Here is a 26,520-nt window from a genome sequence, read left to right on the forward strand (position 1 = left end):
ATCAATCTCCCAGGAAAGCAGTCTCTAGTTCAAGCGTAGTCTTGGCTTTTACTATATCAGGATTAGTATCATCTAATTCCAATAACAGTTCATCTAAGATACATTGCGCTTCCTTAAATTTTTCATCGTCAATCGCTTGATAAAAACCATCAAATTTATCTTTGACTGCTTTTGCACGGTCATAGCTATCTTGTAAATAAGATAACACGTGACCTACTTGATGACCATAAGCGGACGTACTGTATCCAATTTCCATGTCATTGCCAATCGTAATTAACTGCTCATTTTTACAAGAAGCAATAATTAAGGGGGAATGTGTCGTAGTAATAAATTGCACGCAGGGAAACGTTGCTTTTAATGCCTCGACAATTTTCCATTGCCACTTTGGATGTAAGTGTAAATCCAATTCATCAATAAGAACAATACCTGGTGTTTTCTTGGTTACTTCCTTACGTAAATCCGGGTTTAACACCGCCATCCGGTATGCAATATCCATAACCATCCAAATCACGGATTGATAACCCGAACTTAATAAGTGAACAGGAATGTTTTCTTCTTCGTTTATACTGTAAACCAGTTGACCTGTTCGTTTATGAAACCGTACTCCTTTGACCGGTTTTTCACTCATGATACTCATGAAAGTAACTATTGCGTCTTTTACCGCTTCGTACTCGGAAATTTTCTTATCTTCCTGCCAAGCAATTTCCTCCATACGTTTGCACCAGTTTAATAACATCTTTGCATTGGATTCTTCGGCTAAACAATCTATATAACCAACGCTTCTCGTATAATTTTCCTGAAATACATTTGTTGTTTTTTCCCGTTTCTGAGCCCACATTCTGGCGGCACTTTGATAATTAATCAGGGGCGCTATTTTGTCCGTGTCGTCCAGCATTTCCTTGCTAAACCTGCAAATATCCCTAGGCTCCACTGTCGTCCTGCCTTTTAAAGTTTTCTTCTGCCGAACCCATGTGAACTCATGATTATCTAAAATAGCCGTACATTCAACTTTTACCGGATACTCCTGTTTTATATTAATTGATCCGTCACCGGTCAGCTTGCTTTCCAACCGAACTTCATCTTGACTGATGTGTTTTGTATTAGTCTCATTGACTCCCGCTAAAAAACCACCCAAGCCAACCGATATTGCTTCCAATATTGACGTCTTTCCTACGCCGTTATCACCGATTAATATATTAAAACCTGCTTTAAAATTTACAGCAATATCTTTGATGCCTTTAAAATTCTTAATCACAATCGATTGTAATTGCACATTGACACCTCCCAACCATCGTACGAATGTCATTTATTCCGCGAATTGCGTATATTTAATTATACCTCATGTATTCCCGAAAATCCTTTATTTTAAACAAACACAAGCCTATAAACAGCAAATCCGCTCATTAGCTCATTTTCATATTTGGCGATAGCCGCATTTAATTCAGCGGTTCGCTCTTTCAATTCCTCAATGGTAATCGCATCGACCTCAAACATTTCCGTTTGCTTGGACTTCGCTTTTTTCAGCCTTGCCAGTTCGACCAATATAAACGGTTCCGACATTTCATGATCTTCCGGTTTATACTGCTTCCTAAACTCGGCAATCGTTTGCTTTAACAGCTTGTCCTTCGATGATACCAAACTGCCAAAGTATTTTTTTATCTTCTCCAACAGTTCCTTCTCATTAACAATCGTACGATTGTTGCAGAAGTCCACGCCGTTGGCGTTACGTCCCGAACAGCACCACTTAATATATTCATTAACATATTTGCGGTAGGTTCGCCGGAAACTGTAACCGCAATCGCCGCACTTGATCAGTGTGCTGAAGCAGTACTTATTCGACTGACGTTTTTTAGTCAGCCGGAAATTTTCCGTACGCTCCGCCAATAAAGCTTGCGCCTTTGCAAACACATTCTGGTCAAACTCCTGTAGCCATGGCCATGGCGTTACAGTATGCAAAAAAACTTGATTTTGTGGAAACCATCAACCGTAGTGTGGCTTGGGATGAAAAACAGTGTAACCTAAGTCCTGGTCAACTAGCTCTAAGTATTTTGCTCAGTACCTTTGCGGATGTTCGCTCTCCGTTGTACCATATCAAAAATAATTTTGCCCATATGGATACAGCCTTTTTGTTTGGCCCAGGCGTTACCGGCGACGATTTCACCGATGATGCTCTGGCTCGCACATTGGATAAAATATATGCGGCTGGAAGCAGTCGTTTGTTTAGTAAAATTGCGCTGAATGGGTATAAGGTAAAAGACGATGCCTTACACGCGTGTTATGAGGGGCAGGAATTTCAAGAAACGATCCAAATCGTGGATGCTGAAAAAAATACGCATGCACTTACGGTTCGCTTATTTGTGTACCGTAGCAATGAGAATACACTGCGTATAGAAAAACGCTTAAAGAAAGAGGAAGAGCGGCTGCAGGCTGATAAAGCGGTTTTAGAGAAGAAAGTGTTTGCGTGTGCAGAAGATGCAGAAAGCGCGGCGCGGGAATTTGCCGGCGCAAAACACCGTAACTTGATCGATATTGAAACCACGGTATGCTCAAAAACGACGGAAACTCTGGGGCGAGGACGGATTGGTAAAAATCCGGGACCTGCAAAAACGAAAACGCTATGGTACGTCAATGTTCGCATTATAGGCCCGAATGAAAAGCGAGTTCGTCAAGCCCAAGATAACTGGATTTTAAGAGGCTGTATTTTAAACCGTGTAAATGGGAATAATCTCCAATATAAAGAATAAAAGGAGATGGACCCATGACACAGTTAAACGAAAAAGAAATACAGCTTGTAGCACTGCTCAGTGAGGAGTGCACCACTCCCGCCGAACTAACGGCGAAGCTCAAGAATCTGTTTGCCGGTGCGCTGGAAAAGATGCTAGAAGCCGAAATGGATGAACACCTCGGCTATGAGAAGAACAGTGTTTTAGGCAATAACAGCGGCAACAGCCGTAACGGTTACGGCAAAAAAACAATAAAAAGCGAGTGGGGCGAAAGTGAAATCAGCGTCCCCCGCGACCGAAACGGCACCTTTGAGCCGCGAATTATCGAAAAACGGCAGACACGCACCGACGATATTGAAGCCAGGATTCTGGCGATGTACGCTAAAGGCATGTCCAATCGCGACATTGAAGATCATCTGCGCGACATCTACGGCGTAGAAGCCTCCGCCAGCCTAATCAGCCGCATCACGGACAAGATTATGCCAGCCGTTATGGAATGGCAGAGCCGCCCGCTTGACCCGGTGTATCCCATTGTGTTTCTAGACGGAATTGTGTTCAAAGTCCGCAAGGACAGCCGGGTTGTAAACAAATGCCTATACTCGGTTTTAGGTATCAATCTGGACGGCCGCAAGGAAATCCTCGGCATGTGGCTGTCGGAAAACGAGAGCGCCAGTTTTTGGACGACGATCTGCAACGAGTTGAAAAATCGGGGTGTGGAAGATATTTTGATTGCCTGCCGTGACAACCTTTCCGGCTTTTCCACCGCCATTGAGACGGTGTTCCCCAAAACCGAGCAGCAACTGTGCGTGATTCATCAAATCCGCAACTCCACAAAGTATGTACCCTACAAGGATATCAAGCCGGTTATGGCGGATTTGAAATTAGTCTATGCAGCGCCGACACAAGACGACGCGGAGTATCGTCTGGAGGAATTTTGTGAGAAATGGGGCAAGAAATACCCACAGATTGTAAAGTCCTGGGAGGCGAACTGGACGGAGCTGTCCACCTATTTCAAGTATCCGCAGGAGGTCCGGACACTGATTTACACCACCAACGCAGTGGAAGGTTTTCATCGGATGCTGCGCAAATATACCAAGACAAAGACGGTTTATCCCACCGACGACGCGGTCAAAAAATCGGTGTTCCTGTCGATACAAGAGATTTCCAAAAAGTGGAGTATGCCGATTCGCGATTGGGGAATTATAATAGGGCAGTTGATGATCTTCTTCGAGGACAAACTGCAATCGCGGAAGGTCTCATAAACCCTATCGGGGCTCTGCCCCGAACCCCGAGGTTTATCGCTTTGGGTTTTCCGAGGCAAAGATAAGGAAAAGCGACACTCTCACATGAGCATCGCCACCTCGCTAAACCTCATATGCCGCTCGGGTCGCACCTCTGCGTCGCCCTATCCTGCGCATGAGTAAAAGCAATATTAGTGTCCCCAAAATCTTGGATGTTTATTCCATTTACACAGTTAATGATACACTCCCGATTTTAACAACCGGATATTAAAGAACCCAATCTTCATTCATTCTCCCCTCTCCAAAACGAAAAAGTGTTTCACTAAGCCCGATCTGATTATGGGACAGCCCAAAAATCATTTTCCGGCTTATATGAAACACTTTTACTGTGTATCAATAGGGTATGCCCTATTGATACATATAATCTAACGATTCTTCCTTCTAGCTGGCATTGTCATTTCTTCCCTATAGCTCGAAAGGTGACTATCAACACTCCAAATCATAATCGTTTCAATTGCTGGAACCTCTTCTTTGTATTTTTCATATGCTCGAATAATTGATAAATCTCCTATTCCTGTTTGCCTCATCGCATTATCAGGAAACTCCTTAGCTAGCCATAATAAATCGTCTGTTTCTAATTCTTTCCCGTAATATTTCCATGGCGCCTTTCCCGAAGCCGTATTCTCCAAAAAAGCAGCCATTCGCTTCGCCTTTTGCCTCCGTATCTCTCCATTCGAAATATGAGCAATATGATTGCCGGTTTCTATAATCGTTGCCAACGGTAATATTAAGACTTGACTTTTATCTTTAATCACTGCCTGAAACTCTTCTATAACTTGACTGTGTTTATCATTCATGTTGGGAATGTCTAAAATGTTTACAAGAATGGATGTATCAATAAACCGTACATTCATTGCTTATTCCTCCAATCCCAACCAGTCATACTCTTCTTTATTTTCTTGGCGTTCTTTTATCGCAGCTACTATTTTATCATTAATCGCTAAATCCCCTAGCCTGCCTTGCGCCAACAATGCAGGAAATTGTGCTATATCCAAAAACTGAATAAATTCACTGCTTCCCGTATCCTTATTTCTGTAACAGATGGATACCCCCGCTATATCATCGCGGGAAATAGCATTTAGCAAAGCTGGATTATGCGTGGTGATGATAACATCAATTTGCCGCTCTTTCGATAATGCGGATATTGCCTGAATTAAGCTCTTTGCTCTGCTAGGATGAATTCCATTATCCACTTCCTCAATAATTACAATACTTCCCGGCTTTTCACTTATTATAGATGCAATGACGGCGATGCAGCGTATAATTCCATCAGAAAGCCTTTTTGCCTCAATAAAATCCGCATTCTTCCCATACTTCTCTTTTAATTTAAACATTACATCCCCAATAGGAGTCTGTATAAAATCAATATCCAGCACTTCATTTTCCGGTAATTTTCCAACAACGTCCAAAATGCTTTTTTTCTTTTTCTCATCCTGAAATAACTTAAATAGAACAGAGGAAAGGTTATCCGCTTTTGGCCGCAATTCGGAATCATTGATTCTTGAATAATCTCTCATCTCAGAAGGTATCGGATTTAAAAACAACATGCTCCGTAAATTTTCGACGACCATATTGATATATTTTATATTTTCTCTGAGTTTATCTGATTCTGCAGCTATTTTTGATGAAAGCTGCGGTAAAACGGCCGATGAACGAACACAGATAACATCCGGGTTCGTTCCCTTTTTACCATTATTATATTCAACTTTTATGTCTCCACTATCTTTTGCCGGCCTTTTTGTCTTAAAAACCAGTTCTTTATTCCCATCACGAAAAATTTTAAATAAGGATTCTTCCTCGATGTAAATACGATCACCAATTTTTATTTTTATGGCATATTCCAAATCGGCCTCTTTATCGATATCCAGAATGCAGCCTAACTTAAAGTGATTGGAATTTAGTTTAGGACACCCTCTGCTACCGCCACGAATATCACTATCAACATTTTTTGACCCATCCAATATAATAGAAAAATCTCTGCCGGTAGCTATTTCCGAAAGAATCTTAATGCCTTCAATCGCATTCGTTTTTCCACCTGAATTGGATCCGATCAATATTGTCAAATTTTCTAAATCTAACCGTGCTTTGTCAAAGCTCTTGAAATTTTCAAATATAAATGACTTAATCACTTTTCACCCTCCCTAGCCATATGATTTCGTTTAAGATACTTCTTAAATGACATTGATCCTCGCGACATGTGATTCAAAGTAAGAGCCAAAGCCATGCATTGGCTGCTTTACTATCATACGTCTTCTTAATACTGCTTCTGTGCTTTGCCATGCGCTGATAATTCCAACATTTCAGTTTGCATAAAACTCAATCCCCTCCGTCCTCACATTTCGATACAAGGGTAGATAAGGAACCCAGCGATAGAAATGGTCATAGTTCTTTCCGATAATCGCCGGCAATACTCCGTATTTTAAAGATATATCACTCATAATATCGACGATAGCATCATTATATGCTTTAACTTCTTCATCCGTAAGGTTTACCAATACCATTATATCCATATCCGAATATTCTTCCTGCTCACCGCGGGCATAAGAGCCAAAAAGAAGGACTTGACGCAAATTCTCGCCGAAAATACCCTTCACCCTGGCAACGATTTCATTCATAATCGCATTAATACGGGACTCTTCTTCAGCAGCTATGTCCATCCCCATTCTCCTTTTTTCATTTATGCGTCCGCAATAATATTATAACAAAATATTCCCCGTGTGAATCCAATCCACCGGTATCAAGATTTCTTCGGGTCATAGACAAAAAGCGGCGTACAGCGGAACCGTCTTTTTGCCGTCTTCAAAACCGAAGTTTTTTGTTGACAATTTGACGGCATACTCCGGTTTATAGGTTCGAATATAAATACCCAAGCTTTTCGACTTAGTATTATCTGCCGATTTAACCTCAATAGGAATGATGCTTCCCTGGCGCTGAATAATAAAATCTACTTCCGCGCTGCGGTCAGACACCCAATAATAACTGGTATATCCGTTGGCGGTAAGCTGGCAGCACACATAGTTTTCCACCATGCCGCCCTTGAAGTCGTTCAGTTCATCAGATAAGAACAGCACATCCTCGGGAACGATGTCTTTTTTCGCACAAAGCAAACCCACATCAGAAACATAGATTTTAAAAGAATCAATATCGCGATAGTTTTCCAGCGGTTTTTTCGGCTGCTCCGCGCGATATATCTTCATGACAATGCCGGAAAGTGTAAGCCATTCGATAGCGTTTTCAAATTCAGCTGCCCTGCCGCCTTTTTTAACCAGCTTGTATTGAAAACGGGTATTCTGTTTGGCAAGCTGGACAGTGATATTATCATAGACAAGATGCGTCTTCTTGATTTCATTTGCCGTATTATACTTGCTCATGTCGCTCAAATAGCTGGTCAAAATCATATCCTGTGTATGCCGGACCAGAATGAAGTTCTTTGTTTCAAGATACTTGTTGACGCAATCCGGCATCCCCCCGACAACAAGGTATTGGCGGTAATATTGCAGAGCTGCTTCATGCAAAGCAGAAGGCAGCGGCGTATCGTGGGCAAAACAATCTTTGATTTGATTGACAAGGTCTTCCTCGCCACAGGCAAGCAAAAATTCTTCCATGTCCATCGGATAAAGCGTCTTAATGTCCACCTTGCCCACGGGGAACGAGAATTGTTCACGGTTGACAGCAACGCCTAATAGACTTCCGGCAGCAATGATATGATATTCCGGCGCATTTTCACAGAAGTATTTGAGCGAGGTTAATGCCCGTTCACAAAGCTGAACCTCATCCAGAACAATCAGCGTCTTTTCCCTGATAATGGTCTGATTGGCCAGCCGGGAAAGTATCGGAATAAGGTAGCCTGGTTCCAGACTCTCAGCGAAGGTTTTAATAAGCTGCGGATTGGTTTCAAAGTTAAAGTAAGCAATATTCTCATAGTGCTCACGGCCAAACTCAAGCACGGAATAGGTCTTGCCCACTTGCCTTGCACCTTGTAAAATCAGTGGTTTCCGATAGGGGCTTTTCTTCCATTCTTTAAGATATTCCATGATTTTCCGGTACATAGCGACATTCTCCTTACGATTGTTGTCAACAGTATAATATATTTTCCTGTAAAAATCAACGAATTTATTCATTAAATAAACACTAAATTACATCAATAAATCGCATAATTCAACATTTTTTGAGGCATATATAAACGGAGTATGAAAAATCCATACTCCGTTATCACTGTTAAATTCGCTGCATTCTTCACCGTTCACTTTTGGTAAATCTTTATGCACGGTACTTTTGCTCACCCCAAATACGGTGGCTGTCTGGCGAACTGTATGTTTTGTTTCTATAATGTGATTGCATATATCCAGCACCCGCTTGCGAATATATTCTTTCATTCATTCTCTTCCCCCTCGCGCCCGTCCTTTTAAGCCCTTTGCTAACATGTATATGCGAAGGAAAAGAAAAAATGACCTTGGCCAAAGGTCATTAATTGACTGAATCTCGAATTAATTCAGTAGTCTTACTTATTGTGGAATATTGGGAAATAGCTCGTTCGGGTCAATATATTCTTGGGTGGCGGTATTCTTGACAGCCAGATGCAGATGCGGCTCGCGTTCCGCAGGGCTCATTCCCATTGAACCGACAGGTCTGCCTGTTTCGATTATGCTATTTTTATCCACAGCCACACTGGCAAGGGAACTATAGCAGACGGTATACTTACCGCTTTTGACGGCTACTGTCAGTCCATACTGCCGGTCAGTAAATATGTCGGTTACTTCACCGTTTAACAGAGCCGGCACTACCTGGCCTTCACCGCCGCCGATATCAACACCGGTGTTATACCGCCAATCCTGATACACCGGATGTAATTGCCAACCAAAACCCTTAATCAGCTTCCCGTTCCACAGCTCACGGATGGCCTCATTGCCGGCTGCCCTGTCGCTGCCGGCCATAGTGGCGACCGTCCGGACCGGCAGGGACGGGAGTTGTGTCTCAGCAGACAACTCTTGACGAATAACCGGAGCTTCCGGATTGGCTGGCGCCGGAACAGGCGAATCAGCCTGTGCCCGCTGCACCGGTTCTACCACTGGTGCGATTTTTGCAGCCGGTGGCTGAGAAGCCGGTCCCAGGGTACTGACTACGGCAAACATGAGTAACGACGCCATTACCAACAGCGCACCGGCCGTCAATACCGGACCCAAATATCCAAGCCGTGTTAGCTTGGTCCACCATTTACCGGGCATATTATCACCTCATGGATATTATGCCCAGTTATTGTATATGTATAAACATAGTTGCGGTGAGATTGGAGGGGAGAGATTGCCACGCTACGCTCGCAATGACCGGGATGGTGCGGCCTCGCCATTACGTCATTGCGGGCGACAGCGAAGCAATCTTTTATATTATGAGCCGAAAATATTCTTAATGGCCACTCCGGTATAATAGTACGTTAGTATTTGGCGGAAATTCCAATTTTCCTTTGCCTGGCCGTTGGCGCCATACTGACACAGGCCGACGCCGTGACCGTACCCTATGGTTTTGAATACCAGTTTATCACCGACCGGTTCAATGGTAAAGTTTACCGAGCGCAGGTCAAGTTTTTGCCGGACTTCGAGGCCGGATAATGTTTTTGAACCGATTCGCACCTTGTTTACCCGCCCTGAGTCTGTACGCTCGATAATGCTGGCGATAGTGGTTTCCCCGCCGTTTTGAGCGGCGGCTACAATCCCGGCGTCGGCGCCCAGCCGGGCTTCAAGCTCAGCCAGCGAAATTTCTTTGGCATCATGGTAGCGGGGGGATGTTTGATCCCATTTACAGGCTACACTTTTTAAATAAGGATAATCAAAGCCCCATACTTCTTTGGCACTGGCTGTGCGTTCCCCGCTGGTGGAATGAAATACTGCGTTAATGGGTTCACCGTTATAGGTTATGATTAACCCGCGCGTTTGATCTACTGCCTGGTTGATTTTTTCCCAGTATTTACTATAATTCGCCCCCCACAGGGCTTTGAGTTTGGTCTCGTTGTACCAGGCTTGACTGTCATTATGGTCGGTACTTACATCAGCTCCCGGATGGTCGGTTGATCCTGTCCCGCCAAATAACGCCATATGCTTAACTGCATAGGTGCGGGCCGCAACAGCTTGCGCCTTAAGTGCCTCAAGCTCAAATTCCGCCGGCATCTCTGCTGCCACCACTCCTTTTACATAGTCTTCCAGGTTCATGGATACAATTTGATTTATTTCATGCATATATACTTTAATGGTAATATCCTCACCCTGATAGGTAACAGGCTGTCTGGTCGCTGCCGCATCACGTCCCCCGCCGCCGGTCCCCCGCACTACTACCGTGGGAATGACGATAACTGTCAATATTACGAGCAATATACCGTAAATTATTACATATCTCACCTTCTCACCTTCTTACCGGCAATTCGCGCTGTTATGCACGCTTATGATTCATAATATGCATACAAGCTACACGGTATGAGTAAATAAAAAAAGAGACTGCCGCGCTGTGTTGGTAATGACGGTAATACACCGTCATTACCAACGCATGTGAAGCAATCTCGCTTTGGTTTATATTGGGTTTACATGTGATGTTGAGATTAATTAGTGCAGCTAACTTACGCGTTCAATATCAGCACCAAGGCCGCGGAATTTTTCCACTAACCGGTCATAACCGCGGTCAATATGATGAATATAGCCAATCTCGGTTTGGCCTTCAGCCACTAATCCGGCCAACACCAAGGCCGCACCTGCTCTAAGGTCGGTAGCTTTGACCGGGCAGCCGGTCAGTTTGGGCACACCTTCAACCACAGCGCTGCGTCCGTCAATCTTAATCGAAGCACCCATGCGTTTGAGTTCGTCGACATGCATGAACCGGTTTTCAAACACGGTCTCGGTAACTATGCTGGTACCTTGAGCAATCGTCATAAGCGCCATAAACTGGGCTTGCATATCGGTGGGAAAACCGGGGTAAGGCAAGGTTTTAATATCTACTGACCGCACAGTGCCGGTACCGCGTACCCTGACACCGTTTATGTCTTCCTCAATAACAACACCGGCTTCTTTCAGTTTGGCAATTACCGGCTTTAAATGTTCGGTCAGAGCGTTTTCCACATATACATCACCGCCGGTCATAGCTGCCGCCACCATATATGTGCCGGCCTCAATCCGGTCAGGAATCACACAGTGGCAAGCGCCTTTCAGCTCAGTTACGCCTTCAATTCTAATAATTTTGGTACCGGCGCCGCGGATATTAGCGCCCATGTGGTTTAGCATGTTGGCCAGATCAACAATTTCCGGCTCTTCGGCCGGGTTTTCAATAATTGTCTGGCCCCTAGCCATACTGGCGGCCATCATGATATTCTCGGTTGCGCCAACACTGGGAAAATCCAGATAAATTCTCGCTCCTTTAAGTCCCTGGGGCGCTTTGGCTTCAATAAAACCGTGGCCCATGACAATTTCAGCACCTAATGCTTCAAAGCCTTTTAAATGCAGGTCAATTGGCCGGGTACCAATGGCGCAGCCGCCCGGTAACGAGATTTTGGCACAACCCTCCCGCGCCAATAACGGGCCCATAACCAGAAAAGATGCCCGCATTTTCCGCACAAGCTCATACGGAGCCTCGCAAGCCGTAATATTCGTGCTGTCAATATATAGTGTCTCTGGTTCAACTCTTACCGCCGCCCCCAGATGCGTAAGCACTTCGGTGATTGTGCGGACATCCTCAAGATCCGGTATTTCTTCCAGGGTGCTGGGAGTTGTCCCCAATAGTGTTGCCGCAATAACCGGCAGCACGGCATTTTTCGCGCCGCTTATCTTTACTGTGCCAGACAGGCGTTTGCCCCCTCGAATAATTAATTTTTCCACAAAAGTTTCCTCCCACCACAGCGGTAAGTTACTTAATTAGACTCCTTAGTTCTGGTTTTAGTACTAAAGTTAATCCTCTAATAGTTTATCATCACCGTATCGGGTAAGCAAGAGTCCTGTGTCCTATAAATAACTTAAAAATAATATCGTTATGTTCATTTTTGCCAGTATTTAGGCGTGTTATTCAATGTAAATTATGGTGACTGGAAACAAAAAACAGCAGGCTTTTTACACCTGCTTGTTTTTTAAAACTAAAATTTTCTATCAGCAACTTTGAGACGCATCATGGCCCGTTTAAGTGCCATTTCAGCCCGGTGGACGTCGATGTCAGGCATGCCGCCTTTTAACCGGGATTCGGCCCGCTCTTTAGCCGCCTCGGCCCGCGTAACATCAATTTCTTCCGGCAACTCCGCGCAACTGGCCAGCACAGTGATCTTTTGCGGCCGGACTTCGATAAATCCGCCGCAAAGTGATAACAGTTGCTCGCCATCGTCTTTTAAAACACGTAGCGGCCAAATTTCAAGACCGGCAATAAGCGGCGCATGCCCCGGGAGAATGCCAAGGTCGCCATCAGTAGCTCTGGCGATAACCATATTGACGTCTTCGGAGTAGACCACCCGATCAGGAGTAACAATATCCAGCCTAATCTTATTGGCCATGTATTACTCCCCCTTCATTTTGCGAGCCTTTTCCACCGCTTCATCAATAGTACCGACCATATAGAATGCATTTTCGGGCAAATCATCATGTTTGCCACTTAAAATTTCTTTAAAGCCGCGCACCGTTTCTTTGAGGGGAACGTATTTGCCGGGAGTGCCGGTAAACGCTTCGGCCACGAAGAACGGCTGGCTCAAGAATCTTTGAATTTTCCGCGCCCGGGCAACAGTCAGCTTATCTTCGTCAGACAGCTCTTCCATACCCAGAATCGCGATAATATCCTGAAGTTCCTTATAGCGCTGGAGGACTTCCTGCACCCCGCGGGCAACCTGGTAATGGTCTTCACCCAAAACATGCGGGTCCATAATCCGGGAAGTCGAGTCCAGCGGGTCAACAGCCGGATAGATACCAAGTTCGGCAATCTGCCGGGATAATACCGTAGTGGCGTCAAGATGGGCGAAGGTAGCCGCCGGCGCCGGGTCGGTAAGGTCGTCGGCAGGCACGTATACGGCTTGAACCGAAGTAATGGACCCTTTTTTAGTCGAAGTAATCCGTTCCTGCAGAGCGCCAACGTCGGTGCTCAGGGTGGGCTGATAGCCTACTGCCGACGGCATCCGGCCTAAAAGCGCCGAAACCTCGGAACCGGCCTGAATGAACCGGAAAATGTTGTCAATGAACAGGAGCACGTCCTGGCCACCAACATCACGGAAATATTCGGCCATAGTAAGACCGGTAAGGCCTACACGCATCCTGGCTCCAGGCGGTTCGTTCATCTGGCCGTACACCAGCGCCGTTTTATCAATAACGCCCGATTCCATCATTTCATTCCACAAGTCATTGCCTTCGCGGGTACGTTCACCCACGCCCGAAAATACTGAATAGCCGCCATGCTCGGTGGCAATATTGCGGATGAGTTCCATGATAAGTACGGTCTTGCCTACGCCGGCGCCGCCAAACAGGCCGATTTTACCGCCCAGGGCGTACGGGGCAATGAGGTCAACAACCTTAATGCCTGTTTCCAGTATTTGAGTCGCGGTTTCCTGATCCTCGAACGCCGGCGCCGGCCGGTGAATGGGCCAGTAATCTTCGGCTGTAACCTGGTCCGGTTTATTGTCAACGGTTTCCCCCAATACGTTAAATACCCGTCCTAAAGTGCCTTTGCCGACAGGAATTTTAATCGGCGCCCCGGTGTCTACTGCCTGCATGCCGCGGGTAAGGCCGTCAGTCGAGGACATAGCTACGCAGCGCACGGTATTGTCACCCAGGTGCTGCATTACTTCAGCAGTCAGCTTGACATGCACGTCACCAACTGTTTCGTCAATTGTGACAGCGTTGTAAATGGCAGGCAGTTTTTCCGGGGGAAACTCAACGTCAATAACAGGACCGATAACTTGTATAACTCTACCGATATTCACAGGGTTTCCCCTCCTTAACTTCTTTGAGCCTTCTACTTAAGCGCCTCGGCGCCGCCCACAATCTCGGAAATTTCCCGGGTAATGGTGGCCTGGCGTACTTTATTGTAGTTTAAGGTCAGTTTGGAAATGAGTTCTTGCGCGTTATCAGTCGCCGAACCCATGGCAGTCATCCTGGCGCCCAGTTCGCTGGCCGCTGATTGTAAGAGCGCTCCATAAATTACTGTTTCCAAATAGCGCGGCAAGAGCAAGCTCAAAACCTCACCGGCTGACGGTTCGAATATGTACTCAGTCTGCGGTATTTCTTCCCCGTCACCGATTCCAGCCACCGGCAGCAGTTTAACAGTTGTCGGCTTCTGACTAATGGGCGAATAAAAGTGAGTATAAGTAAGATAGATTTCATCATACTCGCCGGTTACAAACTTGTCAGCCATAAACCGGGCCAGCATGACTGCGTCTTGATACGACGGCTTTTCTGAAAAACCGGTATATTCGCCATCAATTTTATAGCCGCGCCGTTTAAAATAATCGCGGGCTTTGCGGCCTACTGTTACCAGCCTGACGTTATCTTTGCCACGGACCTGGGGCAAAACCTCTTTGATTAAATTGGAAGAGTATGCCCCGGCCAAGCCTTTGTCAGCACTTAACACCAGATAGCCAACTTGTTTTACTTCCCGCACGTCTAATAGCGGGTGGGAAGCATCACGGGCATTGGCAGCCACATTGGCCAGTACCTCCCGAATCTTATCTGTGTATGGTTTGCTGGCGATGGCGCGTTCCTGCGCCCGGCGCAAGCGGGCAGCAGCAACCATTTTCATAGCCTTGGTAATCTGCTGAATATTTTTTACACTTTTAATGCGGCGGCGGATATCCCTGGCGCTAGCCATATGTTATCACCTCGCCGCTTCAACTTTAACAAAAGTGTCTTTAAATTCTTTAATGGCTTTTTTGAGAACCACCTCAGTCTCAGCGTCAAGGACTTTCTTCTCCCTGATGGTTTTGGCCACTTCGGCGTAATTGCTACGCATGAATTTGAGGAAGTCCTGCTCAAACTTAGTGACATCCTCAACAGCTACATCGTCAAGGTAGCCGTGAATACCGTTATAAATGGCCATAACCTGTTCTTCTACCGGCATTGGCACATATTGCGGCTGCTTTAAGATTTCCATCATCCGCTGACCACGGTCAAGCTGAGCTTTGGTGGCTTTGTCAAGGTCTGAACCAAATTGGGCAAATGCCGCCAATTCGCGGTATTGTGCCAAGTCAAGGCGCAGCCGGCCTGCTACCTGTTTCATGGCTTTTATCTGAGCCGAACCGCCTACCCGTGATACCGACAGGCCGGCGTTAATGGCCGGACGGATACCGGAGTAGAACAATTCGCTTTCAAGGAATATCTGACCATCGGTAATAGAGATGACGTTGGTCGGAATATACGCCGATACGTCACCGGCCAGAGTTTCGATAACCGGCAGAGCGGTAATCGAGCCGCCGCCAAGTTCATTGGACAATTTGGCCGCCCGTTCCAATAAACGGGAATGTAAATAAAATACATCGCCCGGATAAGCTTCGCGTCCGGGAGGACGACGTAATAAAAGCGACATGGCCCGGTATGCCATAGCGTGTTTGGACAAATCGTCATACACGCACAGCACAGCGCCACCTTTATACATAAAGTATTCGCCCATGGCAACCCCGGCATAAGGCGCCAGGTACTGCAGCGGAGCGCTGTCAGATGCAGTAGCGGCAACAACAATAGTGTAGTCCATAGCGCCGGCTTCTTCCAGCGTTTTAACTACACGGGCAACAGTCGAAGCTTTTTGTCCAATGGCAACATAAATACAGATAACGCCCTGGCCTTTTTGGTTAATAATTGTATCCACAGCAATGGCCGTTTTACCGGTACCGCGGTCACCGATAATAAGTTCGCGCTGGCCGCGGCCGATGGGCACCATGGAGTCAATGGCTTTGATGCCTGTTTGCAGCGGTTCTTTAACAGACTGACGATCGGCAATGCCCGGGGCGCGATATTCAACAGGGCGGAATTCGGTGGTGCTAATCGGCCCTTTACCATCAATAGGCTGGCCAATAGCGTTTACTACGCGTCCAACCATAGCTTCGCCAACGGGGACCTGCATGATGCGCCCTGTCCGGCGCACGGTGTCGCCTTCCTTGATTTCGATTTCGCCACCCAAAAGTACGGCGCCGACATTGTCTTCCTCAAGGTTGAGCACCATGCCGAAAACGTCATGCGGAAACTCTAACAATTCACCGGCCATGGCCTTTTCCAGGCCGTGAATCCGGGCGATACCATCGCCTACTTCGATAACGGTGCCAACATCATCAACATTGAGATCTACCTGATAATGCTCAATTTGTTGTTTGATGATGGCCGTTATTTCTTCTGGCCTCATTTTCATATCTCTAGATTTCACCCCAATCATAAAGTCTACAGCCAGGCTGGTGACGAGACTTCACAGCCTTTAAACGAAAAAATTACTGAGACTACACAGCAGTAGCTTGTTTTGTCAGCAACGCCGATTTAAGCGCCTTGAGTTGGCGGGCTACGCTACCATCAATCAGTTTGTCGCCGATTTTGACAATAACACCGCCAAGCAACTCCCCGTCGACAACGGTCTTAAGCACAATATTTTTGCCGGTAACTTTGCTTAGCTTGGCCGCCAATGCGTCAAGCTGGTCTTTGCTAAGTTCCCTGGCGGTAAATACTTGGGCTTCAGCAATATTTCTGGCTTCATTTGCCAGTCGTATGTACTCACGGATAATGGCCGGCAACGCAGGTTCCCGGCGTTTATCAATGAGCAGCAGTAAAAAGTTTTTTACAAAACCGTCCAAATCATCGGCAAAAACACTGTTAATTGTTTCCTTTTTTGCCGGCGCCGGCACAAGCGGGTGATACATGAGCGTAGCCAAATCGGCATGTCCTGCAATTGTGGCTTCAACTAACTTAAGCTGCGTTTCCACCGTGTCCAGCATAGCTTTTTCATTAGCAATCTCATAGATAGCCTGGGCGTATTTGAGAGCTAATTGATTGGTTAGCATGGCAGACCACCTATTTTCTTGCCGTCCAGATTACTGATGAAATCATCAACAAGTTTGGCGTTAGCTTGTTCGTCCATGTTTTGGGCGATAATCTTGGAGGCTGCGGCTACTGCCAAAGTTACAACTTCACCTTTAAGTTCGGCGATGGCCCGTTCACGTTCGAGCGCGATTTCTTCCTGAGTGGCTTTTAACAGGCGGGCGCTTTCTTCCCGGGCTTCTTTGAGTATTTCCTCTTTAGTCTGTTCAGCCAGTTTGGCGGCCTTTTCGACAATAGCCTGAGCCTGAGTCCGGGCTTCGGCCAGTTGGGCAAGGTATTCCTGCTTAAGTTTCTCAGCAGCTTGCTTTTCCTGTTCAGCCGTTTCCAGGCTTTCAGCGATTTTGGCCTGCCGGTCAGCCAGTGCTTGCATCAGCGGTTTATATGCCACTTTAGCTAAGATAGCAACAAGTATAAGGAAATTTATAATTTGCGCTATAAGCGTCGCATTCAAATCAACCAATTGAGGGCCCCTCCTCTTTCCGGCGTATAAGGGGAGCGCTGGCAGAAGGCATAAGCACACTCTGCCAGTCGCCCGATAACGCTTAGATTACTTAATAAACGGATTGGCAAATACCAGCACAATGGCAATAACCGCCGCAATAATAGGAATAGACTCGATCAAACCTACCGAAATCAACATGTTTACGAGAATAGTCCCTTTTGCTTCGGGTTGTCTTGCCATACCCTCAATTGCCTTCGCGGTTACCGCACCGTCACCGATACCGGCGCCAATGGCGGCTAAACCGATGGCCAAACCGGCTCCGATGGCAGAGGCTGCAATAATAATGGCATGTTCCACTATAATTCCTCCTTTCTCTCATGTTCAGTTTTGGGCAATAGGGTGTATCACAAATATTAGTGATGTTCGTCTTTCAGTGAGTTGGACAAATACGACATGGACAGCATAGTAAAAATGAATGCCTGAACAACGCCAACAAACACGCTGAAGGCCAGCCACGCCGTCGGAATAACATACGGCACCAGCATGCCCAGGATGATGAGCAGAATTTCACCGGCCAAAATATTACCGAAGAGACGGAAGGATAAGGTAATAGGCTTGGCCAGTTCTTCAATAATGTTAATGATAACAAAGGGAATGAACGGCTCAAAAAAGTGTTTAAAATACCTGACAGGCCCTCGTTCAATAACACCGAGAATATGTACCAGGACAATAACCATCAAGGCCAATCCCAGTGTAGTGTTAATATCATTGGTCGGCGAGGTCAATCCCGGAATCAACCCCAATTCGTTGGCAACAACCAGAAACAAAAACAGGGTAATAATAAGCGGCGCCAGTTTTTTGCCTTTCGGCCCCATGGTGTTCTCAATCTGGTCAAGCAAGGCGGTAACCGCCATTTCCAGAAAATTTTGCCAGCCCCGGGGAACAAGTTCCAGCCGCCGGGTGGCAATTACTGCCAGAATTATGACAATGCCCATGGCCAGCCATGTCATGTATAAGGTGTCGAGATTAAAGGTAAGTCCGGCAAAATGCGCCAGCTTATGTCCGCCAATCTCATGGCCTCCTCCACCATGTCCCATACTTTTACTTTCACTCCTTTCCTGAGTTAATTTTAGGGTTGTTTGAATTTGCAATAAGTCCTGCAACCACGATGTAAACGGCATCTAGCATGAGTATTATATGAAGTGAGAACAGTCCCACTACTGCCGCCCAGAAATCAATTCCCGGCACCTGTATTGATAAAACAAGTATTGCAATGATAAAGCCAAACCGCAGCAGCCAGCCGGCCCGCATCGAAGCGACCGCTTGCCCGGGCGGCAAGTCGGCGCTTTTTTTCACCCGGCGGCACATGAGCAGGAAATAGATCAAACTTCCGGACCATCCCAGCAATAAACCCGGTACGATAAATATTTTGCCGGATAATACAGCGCTTAAAGTTACCAATAACCCCCAAGCCAGCAAATAAATCAATGTCCGCCGCACGCGGGCGGCATAATCGTCATTAAGCAGTACGCTTTTACGCACCAAAGCCTCCTCTGTTCTTAAAAAAAAACTGCTCAAAATCCTTTCACTTAACAATCTTCTTGTAGGTAGCCCATAGCCCCGCCACCATACCCAGCACAATACCGGCCACGGTAGCCCAGGGGGAGCTGTCCAAACGGCTGTCGGCCCAACGGCCCAAAAACAGCCCAACTGCGATATTTGCCACCATGTTTAGCCCGATAGACCCTGCCAGGCCAAAGGCTGACCACACTCCCTTGTCTTTACCGGGCATTTCTCTTCACCTCACAAAAGTCTAAAGCAATTTCTAGCTATTATACCCGCTAAAGCAAAGAGATATAATTTTTCAGCAAAATATACCCAAAAAAAGCAGTGATTTAAGTAATATATTATTCTATACTCAGCGGCAAAATCCTGCACAAAAATTACAAAAAGCATGAAAAATTTAACAAATTCAGAGCAACTGTAAACCCTGTATTAACTATTTCCGGCCTTAAATTCATCCGGACACCGGGCGGTTAAACCATATTTATATAAAATAGCCGCTACAATCCGCCGGGATGCCTGACCATCCCCGTAAGGATTAACAGCATTGGCCATACGCTGATATTCAACATCATCAACAAGCAACTTTTGCGTTGCAGCATACACCTGTTCCCGGTCAGTGCCAATAAGCTTAACTGTCCCGGCTGTCACGGCTTCCGGACGCTCAGTGGTGTCCCTGAGCACCAACACCGGTTTACCGAGCGCCGGCGCTTCTTCCTGAATGCCGCCCGAGTCGGTGAGCACCAGGTAAGACCTGGCCATGAGATTGGCAAACGGCTGGTAATCAAGCGGGTCGATTAAATTGACGCGCTCAATTCCGCCCAATTCGTCCTGAACCACCTGACGCACCAGGGGGTTTTTATGTACCGGAAAAACGATTTCCACATCGGAAAAGGTTGTAACAATATCCCGCAATGCCTGATAAACATGACGCATGGGTTCGCCCAGATTCTCACGGCGGTGCGTGGTGACCAGAATAACTTTACGGTTGTCATAGTCAATGTTCTGCAGCAACCGGTCAGTAAAGCGGTAAGCGGGGTCCACGGTAACTTTTAAGGCATCAATCACGGTGTTACCGGTAACAAAGACAGATTCACCCGTAATATTTTCCTGAAGCAAATTTTGCCTGGCAGTAGCGGTAGGCGCAAAGTGAATATCAGTTAAAGCCCCTGTCAATTTACGGTTCATTTCCTCAGGAAACGGCGAATACTTATTGCCTGTCCGCAGACCGGCCTCAACATGCCCGACTGCGGCCTGGTGGTAAAAGGCGGCCAGCGCCCCGGCAAAAGTTGTAGTGGTATCACCATGAACAAGAACAATGTCAGGCTTTTCTTTGACCAATACCTCATTAAGGCCCTGCATGGCCCGGCAGGTTATGTCAAACAAAGTCTGACCCCGGCTCATGATATCAAGATCATAGTCAGGAGTAATTTTAAATAGATTGAGCACCTGGTCAAGCATTTCACGGTGTTGGGCCGTTACCGCCACCACCGGCGTTATGTATTCAGGATATTTGGCTAACTCTAATACCACCGGCGCCATTTTAATGGCTTCAGGCCTGGTGCCAAAGACAGTCATTACCTTAACATGTGACATAAATAACGTACCTTCCTTTACAGATATGGGGCGGGCATATCTGCCCGCCCCATAATCTTGTGAATATATTCAATGCAATTCAGGCTTAATGGCTCTTAACCGAATCGCTATCTTTAAGCACACCGTCGTTATTTTTCAACACGCCAATTTTTTTGGCGCCAAAAAACGCTGCTGTGATAATGAGCAGCAATATGAGCGCGCCGGACACTTTGCTTACCTCAGTCAGGGCAATAGCGCTTACACCCAGACAACCGCTAATTACATACATGAGCAGTACAGCCTGTTTTTGGCTTAAGCCTAAAGCCAGCAGACGGTGGTGCAAGTGCCCCTTGTCCGGTTTAAAAATTGGCCGGCCACTCATGTAGCGGCGAATAATGGCAAAGGCCGTGTCCATAATCGGCAGTCCCAGGGCCACGATGGGTACAACCAACGCAATCGTGGCCGCGCTTTTAACGGTGCCAAGCACAGAAACGGCCGCCAGCATATACCCTAAGAACATGCTGCCGGTATCACCCATAAAAATTTTGGCCGGATTAAAATTATGCTGCAAAAAGCCCAGGGCACTACCGGCCAGCGCCGCTGTCAAAATGGCTACCGTCCAGAAATCTTGCTCCAACGCGACCAGCAAAATAGTGATTGAGGCAATTGTCGATACCCCTGCCGCCAATCCGTCCAACCCGTCAATGAGGTTGACTGTATTCGTAAGGCTGACCACCCACAAAACAGTAAGGGGAATGGATAAGTACTCAACATAGATCATATCACCAAATGGATTTGTCAGCCATTCAATACGAATATCGAACATGATGAGCACAGCGGCCGCCGCGATCTGGCCTAACAGCTTGACCTTAGCCGGCAATTGCCTTAAGTCGTCAATAATCCCCACTGCCAAAATGACAGTGCCGCCCAAGAGCAACCCCAAAATTTCATGGCTAATGTGCATGCTGGACAACACCGCCAGAACAAACCCAAAATATATTGCCAGTCCACCCATACGGGGAATGGGTATAGTATGCACTTTCCGAGCGTCAGGAGCGTCCATGGCTCCTGCTTTAATGGCTAAGTCCTTAATATGAGGAGTAATAAAGTAAGCTGCTGCCAGGGCAACAGTAAAAGCCACTATATATGTTTGCATATTATAACACCTCTTTTCTACGCAACACTCATTGTACCTCAACTGTGTAAAACTTGTCAATCGGCAATTAACAAGCAAATAATCCGGTATCCTTATTGTTTTCATTACGAATATCTATATGCATCAAATAAGTACAGTATACCTTTATTTATCATCATTATGCGCGGAAAAGCCGGTATTGGGCTCAACAGTAGCCTTTACGGCGCAGCTTGTCTACGTGCAAGGCAACAAGCGCCGGGATATCTACGGCATACCGCTCGGCCAGAATATACATCATGGTAAAGCAGCACTGCGCGACATCTAAAAGTTCCAAAGCAGCGCCACGGTTGACTTCCTGGGCATTTAGCCGGATCCCTTCGCCTGATGCGCCGGCATGCTTGCCAAGAAATTGAGTGAGTTCGCCCAGTTCCTCCTGAATTTTACACACGGTCGTCAACAGGGTTACATCGTCAATTTTGAGGTGCGGCAGGCTGATATATTTATAATTGCCGCCATGCAAGTTTTTTATCGTGGTAATCCGGTAGCTTTGGCTCTCATCATAAGCATATCCTTTGTCCGCCAGTTTGCCAAGGTGCTCGCCAATTAAACCGTCAGCGTCAACGCCAAAATAATCTTCCATGACGAAAATCATGGTCACACAGGTCTGGGCTACATCAAGCAGTTCCTCAGACACATCACGTAAACGGTTGACCGCCTGGGGCTCGTCCGCCAGTTCGGCCAGGGTTAATGCTTCCCACGGCAAAAACTTCAGCACGGCGCGGGCTAGTTCGCCGGCCTCCTCCATGGCTTTTAACAGGGTTGAGTCCAGCGTGGGGGCAAGATTATTAAGTTTAGGAAGGTATATAGCTTCTATCATAATAAACCTCAGAAGGACTAGTTATAAGCGCCAGCATCTCCAACCCTTCTAACTATATGAAATCCAATAAAGATTTTTTTCTAGGCGTGTTGTTAGTAACGCTCCACCGCTGGCGCTTGACTTACGCTTATACTAACAACACGCCTGTAAATCTTTATTGGATACTATATAGTCCTTAGTATTATTGTTTACTCAACACACACATATTCGATTCCAGCTTCAGCGACTAAGTCTTCAGCCAACTTGTCCGGATAGCTGTACTGGTAGACAATGCGTTTGATCCCGGCATTTATGAGTATTTTGGTGCAGGCCGAGCAGGGCTGATGGGTAGAGTAAATGGTCGCGCCATGTATGGGTACTCCGTACATAGCCGCTTGAACAACGGCGCTTTGCTCGGCATGAAGCCCCCGGCATAACTCCTGCCGTTCGCCTGAAGGCACTTTGTTAACTGCCCGGACACAGCCTTTATCCCCGCAATGGGCCAGTCCGCACGGTGCGCCGTTATAGCCGCTTGCAAGCAGACGCTGGTCCTTGACGATCACGGCTCCTACCTGACGCCGCAGGCAGGTAGAACGAGTAGCTACCACGCGGGTTATGTCCATAAAGTACTCATCCCAGGACGGACGGGCTGCCGCCTTTTTTTTGTCACTCAATATGGCTCTACCCCCTTTGGGCGAAACAGTGTATTAACACTATATTCATAGGCAAAGTGCAAAATTACTGTTATTTAGTCCCAAAAATGCGGTCACCGGCGTCACCCAAGCCGGGAACGATATAGCCATGGTCGTTGAGATGGCTATCCACTGCCGCAACATAAATCTCAACATCAGGGTGGTGGTCGTTGACCAGGTTTACGCCCTCAGGCGCAGCTACCAGGCACATAAGCTTAATGTGTTTCGCACCTCTGGCTTTAAGCATGTCGATAGCAGCAACCGACGAACCGCCGGTTGCCAGCATCGGATCAATGACAATGAATTCGCGTTCAGCCACATCGCTGGGCAGTTTGCAGTAGTATTCAACCGGCTTTAAGGTTTCAGGATCGCGGTATACGCCAATATGGCCGACTTTCGCCGCCGGAATCAGCTTGACAATCCCGTTGACCATGCCCAGGCCGGCCCGCAGGATTGGCACTACGCCAAGTTTTTTGCCCGACAGGGTCTTGCAGGTGCAAGTTGTCAGCGGGGTTTCAATCTGAGTTTCCTCCAGCGGTAAGTTACGCGTCAATTCATAGGCCATCAGCATGGCGATTTCCTCTAAAAGTTCGCGAAATTCCTTAGTACCGGTTTTAACATCGCGAATGAGCGACAGTTTGTGTTGTATGAGCGGATGATCGATTATTTTCACTTGCATGTGTTCATCTCTCCTTAAATAATGCCTAAGCAATCCGTTGTTTCTTCGACGGCGCCGGCTAAGGCATTTTAGCCGGCATACAGCGGGTATTTGCGGCACAGTTTCTCCACCATGGCCCGCGCTTTGTCCCGGGTAGTGCTGTCTGCCGGATGATTCAGGGTCATTGCGATGATATCGCCGATGACCGCCATATCTTCTTCCGTCATGCCGCGGGAAGTGACGGCAGGCGTACCGACGCGGATGCCGCTTGTGACCAACGGGCTGGCCGGGTCGTTGGGTATAGCGTTTTTATTGACGGTAACCCCTACTTCATCAAGCAGATGTTCGGCCTGTTTGCCGGTAATGTTTTGCGCGCGTAAATCAACCAGCATAAGGTGGTTGTCAGTACCGCCGGAGACCAGGGTAAAGCCGTTTTGCCTGAGGCGTTCGGCCAATGCCTGAGCGTTTTTGATTATCTGTCCCTGATACAACCGGAATTCCTGGCTCAGGGCCTCTTTGAGCGCTACCGCTTTGGCGGCAATAACATGCATAAGCGGACCGCCCTGGATGCCGGGGAATATTGCTTTATCAACAGCCTTGGCATACCGGGCACGGCACATAATCATGCCGCCGCGCGGACCGCGCAGTGTTTTATGAGTGGTGGTGGTAACGATATCAGCATGCGGCACCGGACTGGGATGAAGGCCGGCAGCCACCAAGCCGGCAATGTGGGCCATGTCAACCATCAGCATGGCACCGGCATCACGGGCAATCTGACCCAGACGGGCAAAATCAATAATCCGGGGGTAAGCGCTAGCCCCGGCCACCAGCATTTTAGGCTTGTGCTTGAAAGCCAGTTCGGCAACCTGGTCATAATCAATGCGGTGAGAAACATCGTCAACACCATAGGCAACAACTTTAAAATACTGACCGGATATATTAACAGAGCTGCCATGCGTCAGATGGCCGCCATGGGCCAGGTTCATGCCCAGAATCAAATCACCGGGCTGCAAGAAAGCAAAATACACTGCCGTGTTGGCCTGAGCACCCGAATGGGGCTGGACATTAACATGCTCGGCGCCAAACAGTTCTTTGGCCCGGTCAATAGCCAACTGTTCAACAATGTCTACACATTCGCACCCCCCGTAATAGCGGTGCCCGGGGTAGCCTTCGGCATACTTGTTGGTAAGTACCGACCCCTGAGCTTCCATGACGGCTTTGCTTACGAAGTTTTCTGAGGCAATAAGCTCCAGCTTATTTTGTTGGCGCGTACGTTCAAGGTCAATGGCCCGTGCGATTTCCGGATCTACTCCTGCAAGTATTGTCATATAATCCTCCCCTATGTATAAAAAAATAACCAGGACAGAGATTGCCACGCTGCGCTCGCAATGACGTTCACTATCGTCATTGCGAACGCCAGTGAAGCAATCTTCTTTTTAACACATTTAACACATTTCATACACTGCCCGCGCACCACCGATGAGTTTGGGTCTGGTGCGTGCTGCCGTCAGATAGGCTTGCCCGATATATTTTTGCGTCAGCCGCACCGGCACGGCCACTTTTTTAATATGCATGCCAATGAGGGTGCTGCCAATATCCATGCCGGCGTGAGCAGCAATGGCTTCAACCACTACCGGGTCGGCAAACTCGCGCATGGCCTGGGCAGCTAATGAGCCACCCGCTTTGGCTACCGGAATAACGGTTACTTCTTCTAAGTTATACTTATCCATTATGGCCCGTTCCACCACAAGCGCCCGGTTAAGATGCTCGCAGCACTGAACGGCCAGATAAACTTGATACCAGGAACACACTTTCAGTAAACCGGATAAAATGCGAGCGGCCACTACTTCTGAGCCATAGGAACCGATACGAGCGCCTTGCACTTCACTGGTACTGCACCCCACTACCAGCAATTGGCCGGGTTTTAGCTGAGCAATTTTCAGCAGTTCTTCAGTTGCCTGCACTGTCTGCCGGCCAATAGTTGCCAAGTCTGTATCCATGAGTTCACCCCGTTTGTCTCATTCTAAGACTTCCATTTCCATAAGCGGGAAGTCTGCTTCTGCTCCGGTATTCAGCATTAGCCGGACAAGTTCACTGTTCAAGTTCCATAAGTTTTTCCACCCGGCGGGCGTGCCGGCCACCGGCAAATTCAGTTTTAAGCCAAACCTCGACAATCATGCGGGCCAGGCCGGGGCCGATAACGCGTTCACCCAGCGTCAGGATATTGGCGTCGTTATGTTCCCGTGACATTTGCGCCGAGAATACGTCATTACAAAGCGCGGCCCTAATCCCCTTGACCTTATTGGCGGCAATACTGACGCCAATGCCTGTACCGCAGACAATAATGCCCCGCTCATACTCGCCTTTAGCCACAGATTCGGCTACTTGGCGGGAAATGTCGGGGTAATCAACCGACTCCTGGGTATATGTGCCGAAATCCTGATATTCTACACCGAGTTCGGTTAATAAAACTTTAATTTCTTCTTTTAGGCGAAAACCGCCATGGTCGCTGCCAATAGCTACTTTCACTTCAACAACCCTTTCTATGGCTAGAATGAT

The 26,520-nt window shown here is 47.2% G+C and carries 30 protein-coding genes; 2 read left to right on the plus strand and 28 right to left on the minus strand.

What is annotated here, in order from left to right; genetic code table 11:
* Window position 1 precedes the first annotated feature (1 nt).
* Window positions 2-1,273 (minus strand): AAA family ATPase, encoded by a 1,272-nt coding sequence (locus SCACP_RS16770; RefSeq protein WP_425058629.1) that lies wholly within the window; start codon window positions 1,271-1,273, stop codon window positions 2-4.
* Window positions 1,274-1,365: 92 nt separating this feature from the next.
* Window positions 1,366-1,908, minus strand: a complete 543-nt coding sequence (locus tag SCACP_RS16775; protein WP_425058630.1) for a recombinase zinc beta ribbon domain-containing protein — start codon at window positions 1,906-1,908, stop codon at window positions 1,366-1,368.
* On the opposite strand from SCACP_RS16775, the gene SCACP_RS16780 reads away from it, so the two are divergent.
* Window positions 1,899-2,744 carry a DUF4277 domain-containing protein gene (locus SCACP_RS16780; protein WP_425058631.1) on the plus strand — a complete coding sequence of 282 codons (846 nt, stop codon included), beginning with the start codon at window positions 1,899-1,901 and terminating at the stop codon, window positions 2,742-2,744. The genes SCACP_RS16775 and SCACP_RS16780 overlap by 10 nt on opposite strands.
* Before the next feature lie 14 nt (window positions 2,745-2,758).
* Window positions 2,759-3,985: an IS256 family transposase gene (locus SCACP_RS16785; RefSeq protein ID WP_425058633.1), complete on the plus strand. Its 1,227-nt coding sequence runs from the start codon at window positions 2,759-2,761 to the stop codon at window positions 3,983-3,985.
* Between the two features lie 404 nt (window positions 3,986-4,389).
* Here SCACP_RS16785 and SCACP_RS16790 read toward each other — a convergent pair whose 3' ends face one another.
* From SCACP_RS16790 to rpiB, 26 genes are all read right to left on the minus strand, one after another.
* Window positions 4,390-4,878, minus strand: a complete 489-nt coding sequence (locus SCACP_RS16790; protein WP_425058634.1) for a hypothetical protein — start codon at window positions 4,876-4,878, stop codon at window positions 4,390-4,392.
* 3 nt (window positions 4,879-4,881) lie between these two features.
* The gene (locus tag SCACP_RS16795; protein WP_425058635.1) at window positions 4,882-6,153 is read right to left on the minus strand and encodes an AAA family ATPase; all 1,272 of its coding nucleotides are present in this window, start codon (window positions 6,151-6,153) and stop codon (window positions 4,882-4,884) included.
* Between the two features lie 171 nt (window positions 6,154-6,324).
* On the minus strand, window positions 6,325-6,681 hold the full coding sequence (locus SCACP_RS16800) for a nucleotidyltransferase domain-containing protein (RefSeq protein WP_425058636.1): 357 nt from the start codon (window positions 6,679-6,681) through the stop codon (window positions 6,325-6,327).
* Between the two features lie 96 nt (window positions 6,682-6,777).
* On the minus strand, window positions 6,778-8,073 hold the full coding sequence (locus SCACP_RS16805; protein ID WP_425058637.1) for an ATP-binding protein: 1,296 nt from the start codon (window positions 8,071-8,073) through the stop codon (window positions 6,778-6,780).
* 87 nt (window positions 8,074-8,160) lie between these two features.
* Complete coding sequence (locus SCACP_RS16810) at window positions 8,161-8,400, minus strand: sporulation transcriptional regulator SpoIIID (RefSeq protein ID WP_425058638.1); 240 nt, start codon at window positions 8,398-8,400, stop codon at window positions 8,161-8,163.
* A 129-nt stretch (window positions 8,401-8,529) separates the two neighbouring features.
* On the minus strand, window positions 8,530-9,249 hold the full coding sequence (locus SCACP_RS16815) for a peptidoglycan DD-metalloendopeptidase family protein (protein ID WP_425058639.1): 720 nt from the start codon (window positions 9,247-9,249) through the stop codon (window positions 8,530-8,532).
* A 159-nt stretch (window positions 9,250-9,408) separates the two neighbouring features.
* Window positions 9,409-10,413 carry a stage II sporulation protein D gene (gene spoIID, locus SCACP_RS16820; RefSeq protein ID WP_425058640.1) on the minus strand — a complete coding sequence of 335 codons (1,005 nt, stop codon included), beginning with the start codon at window positions 10,411-10,413 and terminating at the stop codon, window positions 9,409-9,411.
* Window positions 10,414-10,623: 210 nt separating this feature from the next.
* Window positions 10,624-11,877, minus strand: a complete 1,254-nt coding sequence (murA, locus tag SCACP_RS16825; RefSeq protein WP_425058641.1) for a UDP-N-acetylglucosamine 1-carboxyvinyltransferase — start codon at window positions 11,875-11,877, stop codon at window positions 10,624-10,626.
* A gap of 251 nt (window positions 11,878-12,128) precedes the next feature.
* A complete protein-coding gene (locus SCACP_RS16830; protein ID WP_425058642.1) occupies window positions 12,129-12,536 on the minus strand; it encodes a F0F1 ATP synthase subunit epsilon in 408 nt (135 codons plus the stop codon).
* A gap of 3 nt (window positions 12,537-12,539) precedes the next feature.
* Window positions 12,540-13,949: a F0F1 ATP synthase subunit beta gene (atpD, locus tag SCACP_RS16835; protein ID WP_425058643.1), complete on the minus strand. Its 1,410-nt coding sequence runs from the start codon at window positions 13,947-13,949 to the stop codon at window positions 12,540-12,542.
* 32 nt (window positions 13,950-13,981) lie between these two features.
* Entirely contained in the window at window positions 13,982-14,833 is an 852-nt protein-coding gene (gene atpG, locus SCACP_RS16840) for an ATP synthase F1 subunit gamma (protein WP_425058644.1), read from the minus strand.
* 6 nt (window positions 14,834-14,839) lie between these two features.
* Complete coding sequence (gene atpA / locus SCACP_RS16845; RefSeq protein WP_425058645.1) at window positions 14,840-16,363, minus strand: F0F1 ATP synthase subunit alpha; 1,524 nt, start codon at window positions 16,361-16,363, stop codon at window positions 14,840-14,842.
* Window positions 16,364-16,448: 85 nt separating this feature from the next.
* Entirely contained in the window at window positions 16,449-17,003 is a 555-nt protein-coding gene (gene atpH, locus SCACP_RS16850) for an ATP synthase F1 subunit delta (protein ID WP_425058646.1), read from the minus strand.
* Complete coding sequence (atpF, locus tag SCACP_RS16855) at window positions 16,997-17,500, minus strand: F0F1 ATP synthase subunit B (protein ID WP_425058647.1); 504 nt, start codon at window positions 17,498-17,500, stop codon at window positions 16,997-16,999. The genes atpH and atpF overlap by 7 nt, the downstream gene beginning before the upstream one ends.
* A gap of 87 nt (window positions 17,501-17,587) precedes the next feature.
* Complete coding sequence (gene atpE / locus SCACP_RS16860; RefSeq protein WP_021169353.1) at window positions 17,588-17,839, minus strand: F0F1 ATP synthase subunit C; 252 nt, start codon at window positions 17,837-17,839, stop codon at window positions 17,588-17,590.
* A 56-nt stretch (window positions 17,840-17,895) separates the two neighbouring features.
* Window positions 17,896-18,579 (minus strand): F0F1 ATP synthase subunit A, encoded by a 684-nt coding sequence (gene atpB, locus SCACP_RS16865; RefSeq protein WP_425058649.1) that lies wholly within the window; start codon window positions 18,577-18,579, stop codon window positions 17,896-17,898.
* 10 nt (window positions 18,580-18,589) lie between these two features.
* Window positions 18,590-19,024 (minus strand): ATP synthase subunit I, encoded by a 435-nt coding sequence (locus SCACP_RS16870; RefSeq protein WP_425058650.1) that lies wholly within the window; start codon window positions 19,022-19,024, stop codon window positions 18,590-18,592.
* Window positions 19,025-19,067: 43 nt separating this feature from the next.
* Window positions 19,068-19,274 carry an AtpZ/AtpI family protein gene (locus SCACP_RS16875; RefSeq protein WP_425058651.1) on the minus strand — a complete coding sequence of 69 codons (207 nt, stop codon included), beginning with the start codon at window positions 19,272-19,274 and terminating at the stop codon, window positions 19,068-19,070.
* A gap of 203 nt (window positions 19,275-19,477) precedes the next feature.
* Window positions 19,478-20,641 (minus strand): non-hydrolyzing UDP-N-acetylglucosamine 2-epimerase, encoded by a 1,164-nt coding sequence (wecB, locus tag SCACP_RS16880; protein WP_425058652.1) that lies wholly within the window; start codon window positions 20,639-20,641, stop codon window positions 19,478-19,480.
* Between the two features lie 85 nt (window positions 20,642-20,726).
* On the minus strand, window positions 20,727-21,776 hold the full coding sequence (locus SCACP_RS16885; protein ID WP_425058653.1) for a glycosyltransferase family 4 protein: 1,050 nt from the start codon (window positions 21,774-21,776) through the stop codon (window positions 20,727-20,729).
* A gap of 184 nt (window positions 21,777-21,960) precedes the next feature.
* Window positions 21,961-22,632: a nucleotide pyrophosphohydrolase gene (locus SCACP_RS16890; protein ID WP_425058655.1), complete on the minus strand. Its 672-nt coding sequence runs from the start codon at window positions 22,630-22,632 to the stop codon at window positions 21,961-21,963.
* Between the two features lie 188 nt (window positions 22,633-22,820).
* On the minus strand, window positions 22,821-23,285 hold the full coding sequence (locus SCACP_RS16895) for a deoxycytidylate deaminase (RefSeq protein WP_425058656.1): 465 nt from the start codon (window positions 23,283-23,285) through the stop codon (window positions 22,821-22,823).
* A gap of 70 nt (window positions 23,286-23,355) precedes the next feature.
* Window positions 23,356-23,982 carry a uracil phosphoribosyltransferase gene (gene upp / locus SCACP_RS16900; protein WP_425058657.1) on the minus strand — a complete coding sequence of 209 codons (627 nt, stop codon included), beginning with the start codon at window positions 23,980-23,982 and terminating at the stop codon, window positions 23,356-23,358.
* A gap of 68 nt (window positions 23,983-24,050) precedes the next feature.
* On the minus strand, window positions 24,051-25,289 hold the full coding sequence (glyA, locus tag SCACP_RS16905) for a serine hydroxymethyltransferase (protein ID WP_425058658.1): 1,239 nt from the start codon (window positions 25,287-25,289) through the stop codon (window positions 24,051-24,053).
* 117 nt (window positions 25,290-25,406) lie between these two features.
* Window positions 25,407-25,961, minus strand: coding sequence for a TIGR01440 family protein (locus tag SCACP_RS16910; protein ID WP_425058660.1), 555 nt, complete (start codon window positions 25,959-25,961; stop codon window positions 25,407-25,409).
* A gap of 91 nt (window positions 25,962-26,052) precedes the next feature.
* Window positions 26,053-26,490 carry a ribose 5-phosphate isomerase B gene (rpiB, locus tag SCACP_RS16915; protein WP_425058661.1) on the minus strand — a complete coding sequence of 146 codons (438 nt, stop codon included), beginning with the start codon at window positions 26,488-26,490 and terminating at the stop codon, window positions 26,053-26,055.
* Between the last annotated feature and the right edge of the window lie 30 nt (window positions 26,491-26,520).

The organism is Sporomusaceae bacterium ACPt (assembly GCA_041428575.1).
In the GTDB taxonomy this organism is placed as follows: Bacteria; Bacillota; Negativicutes; order Sporomusales; family Sporomusaceae; genus Sporomusa_D; species Sporomusa_D carbonis.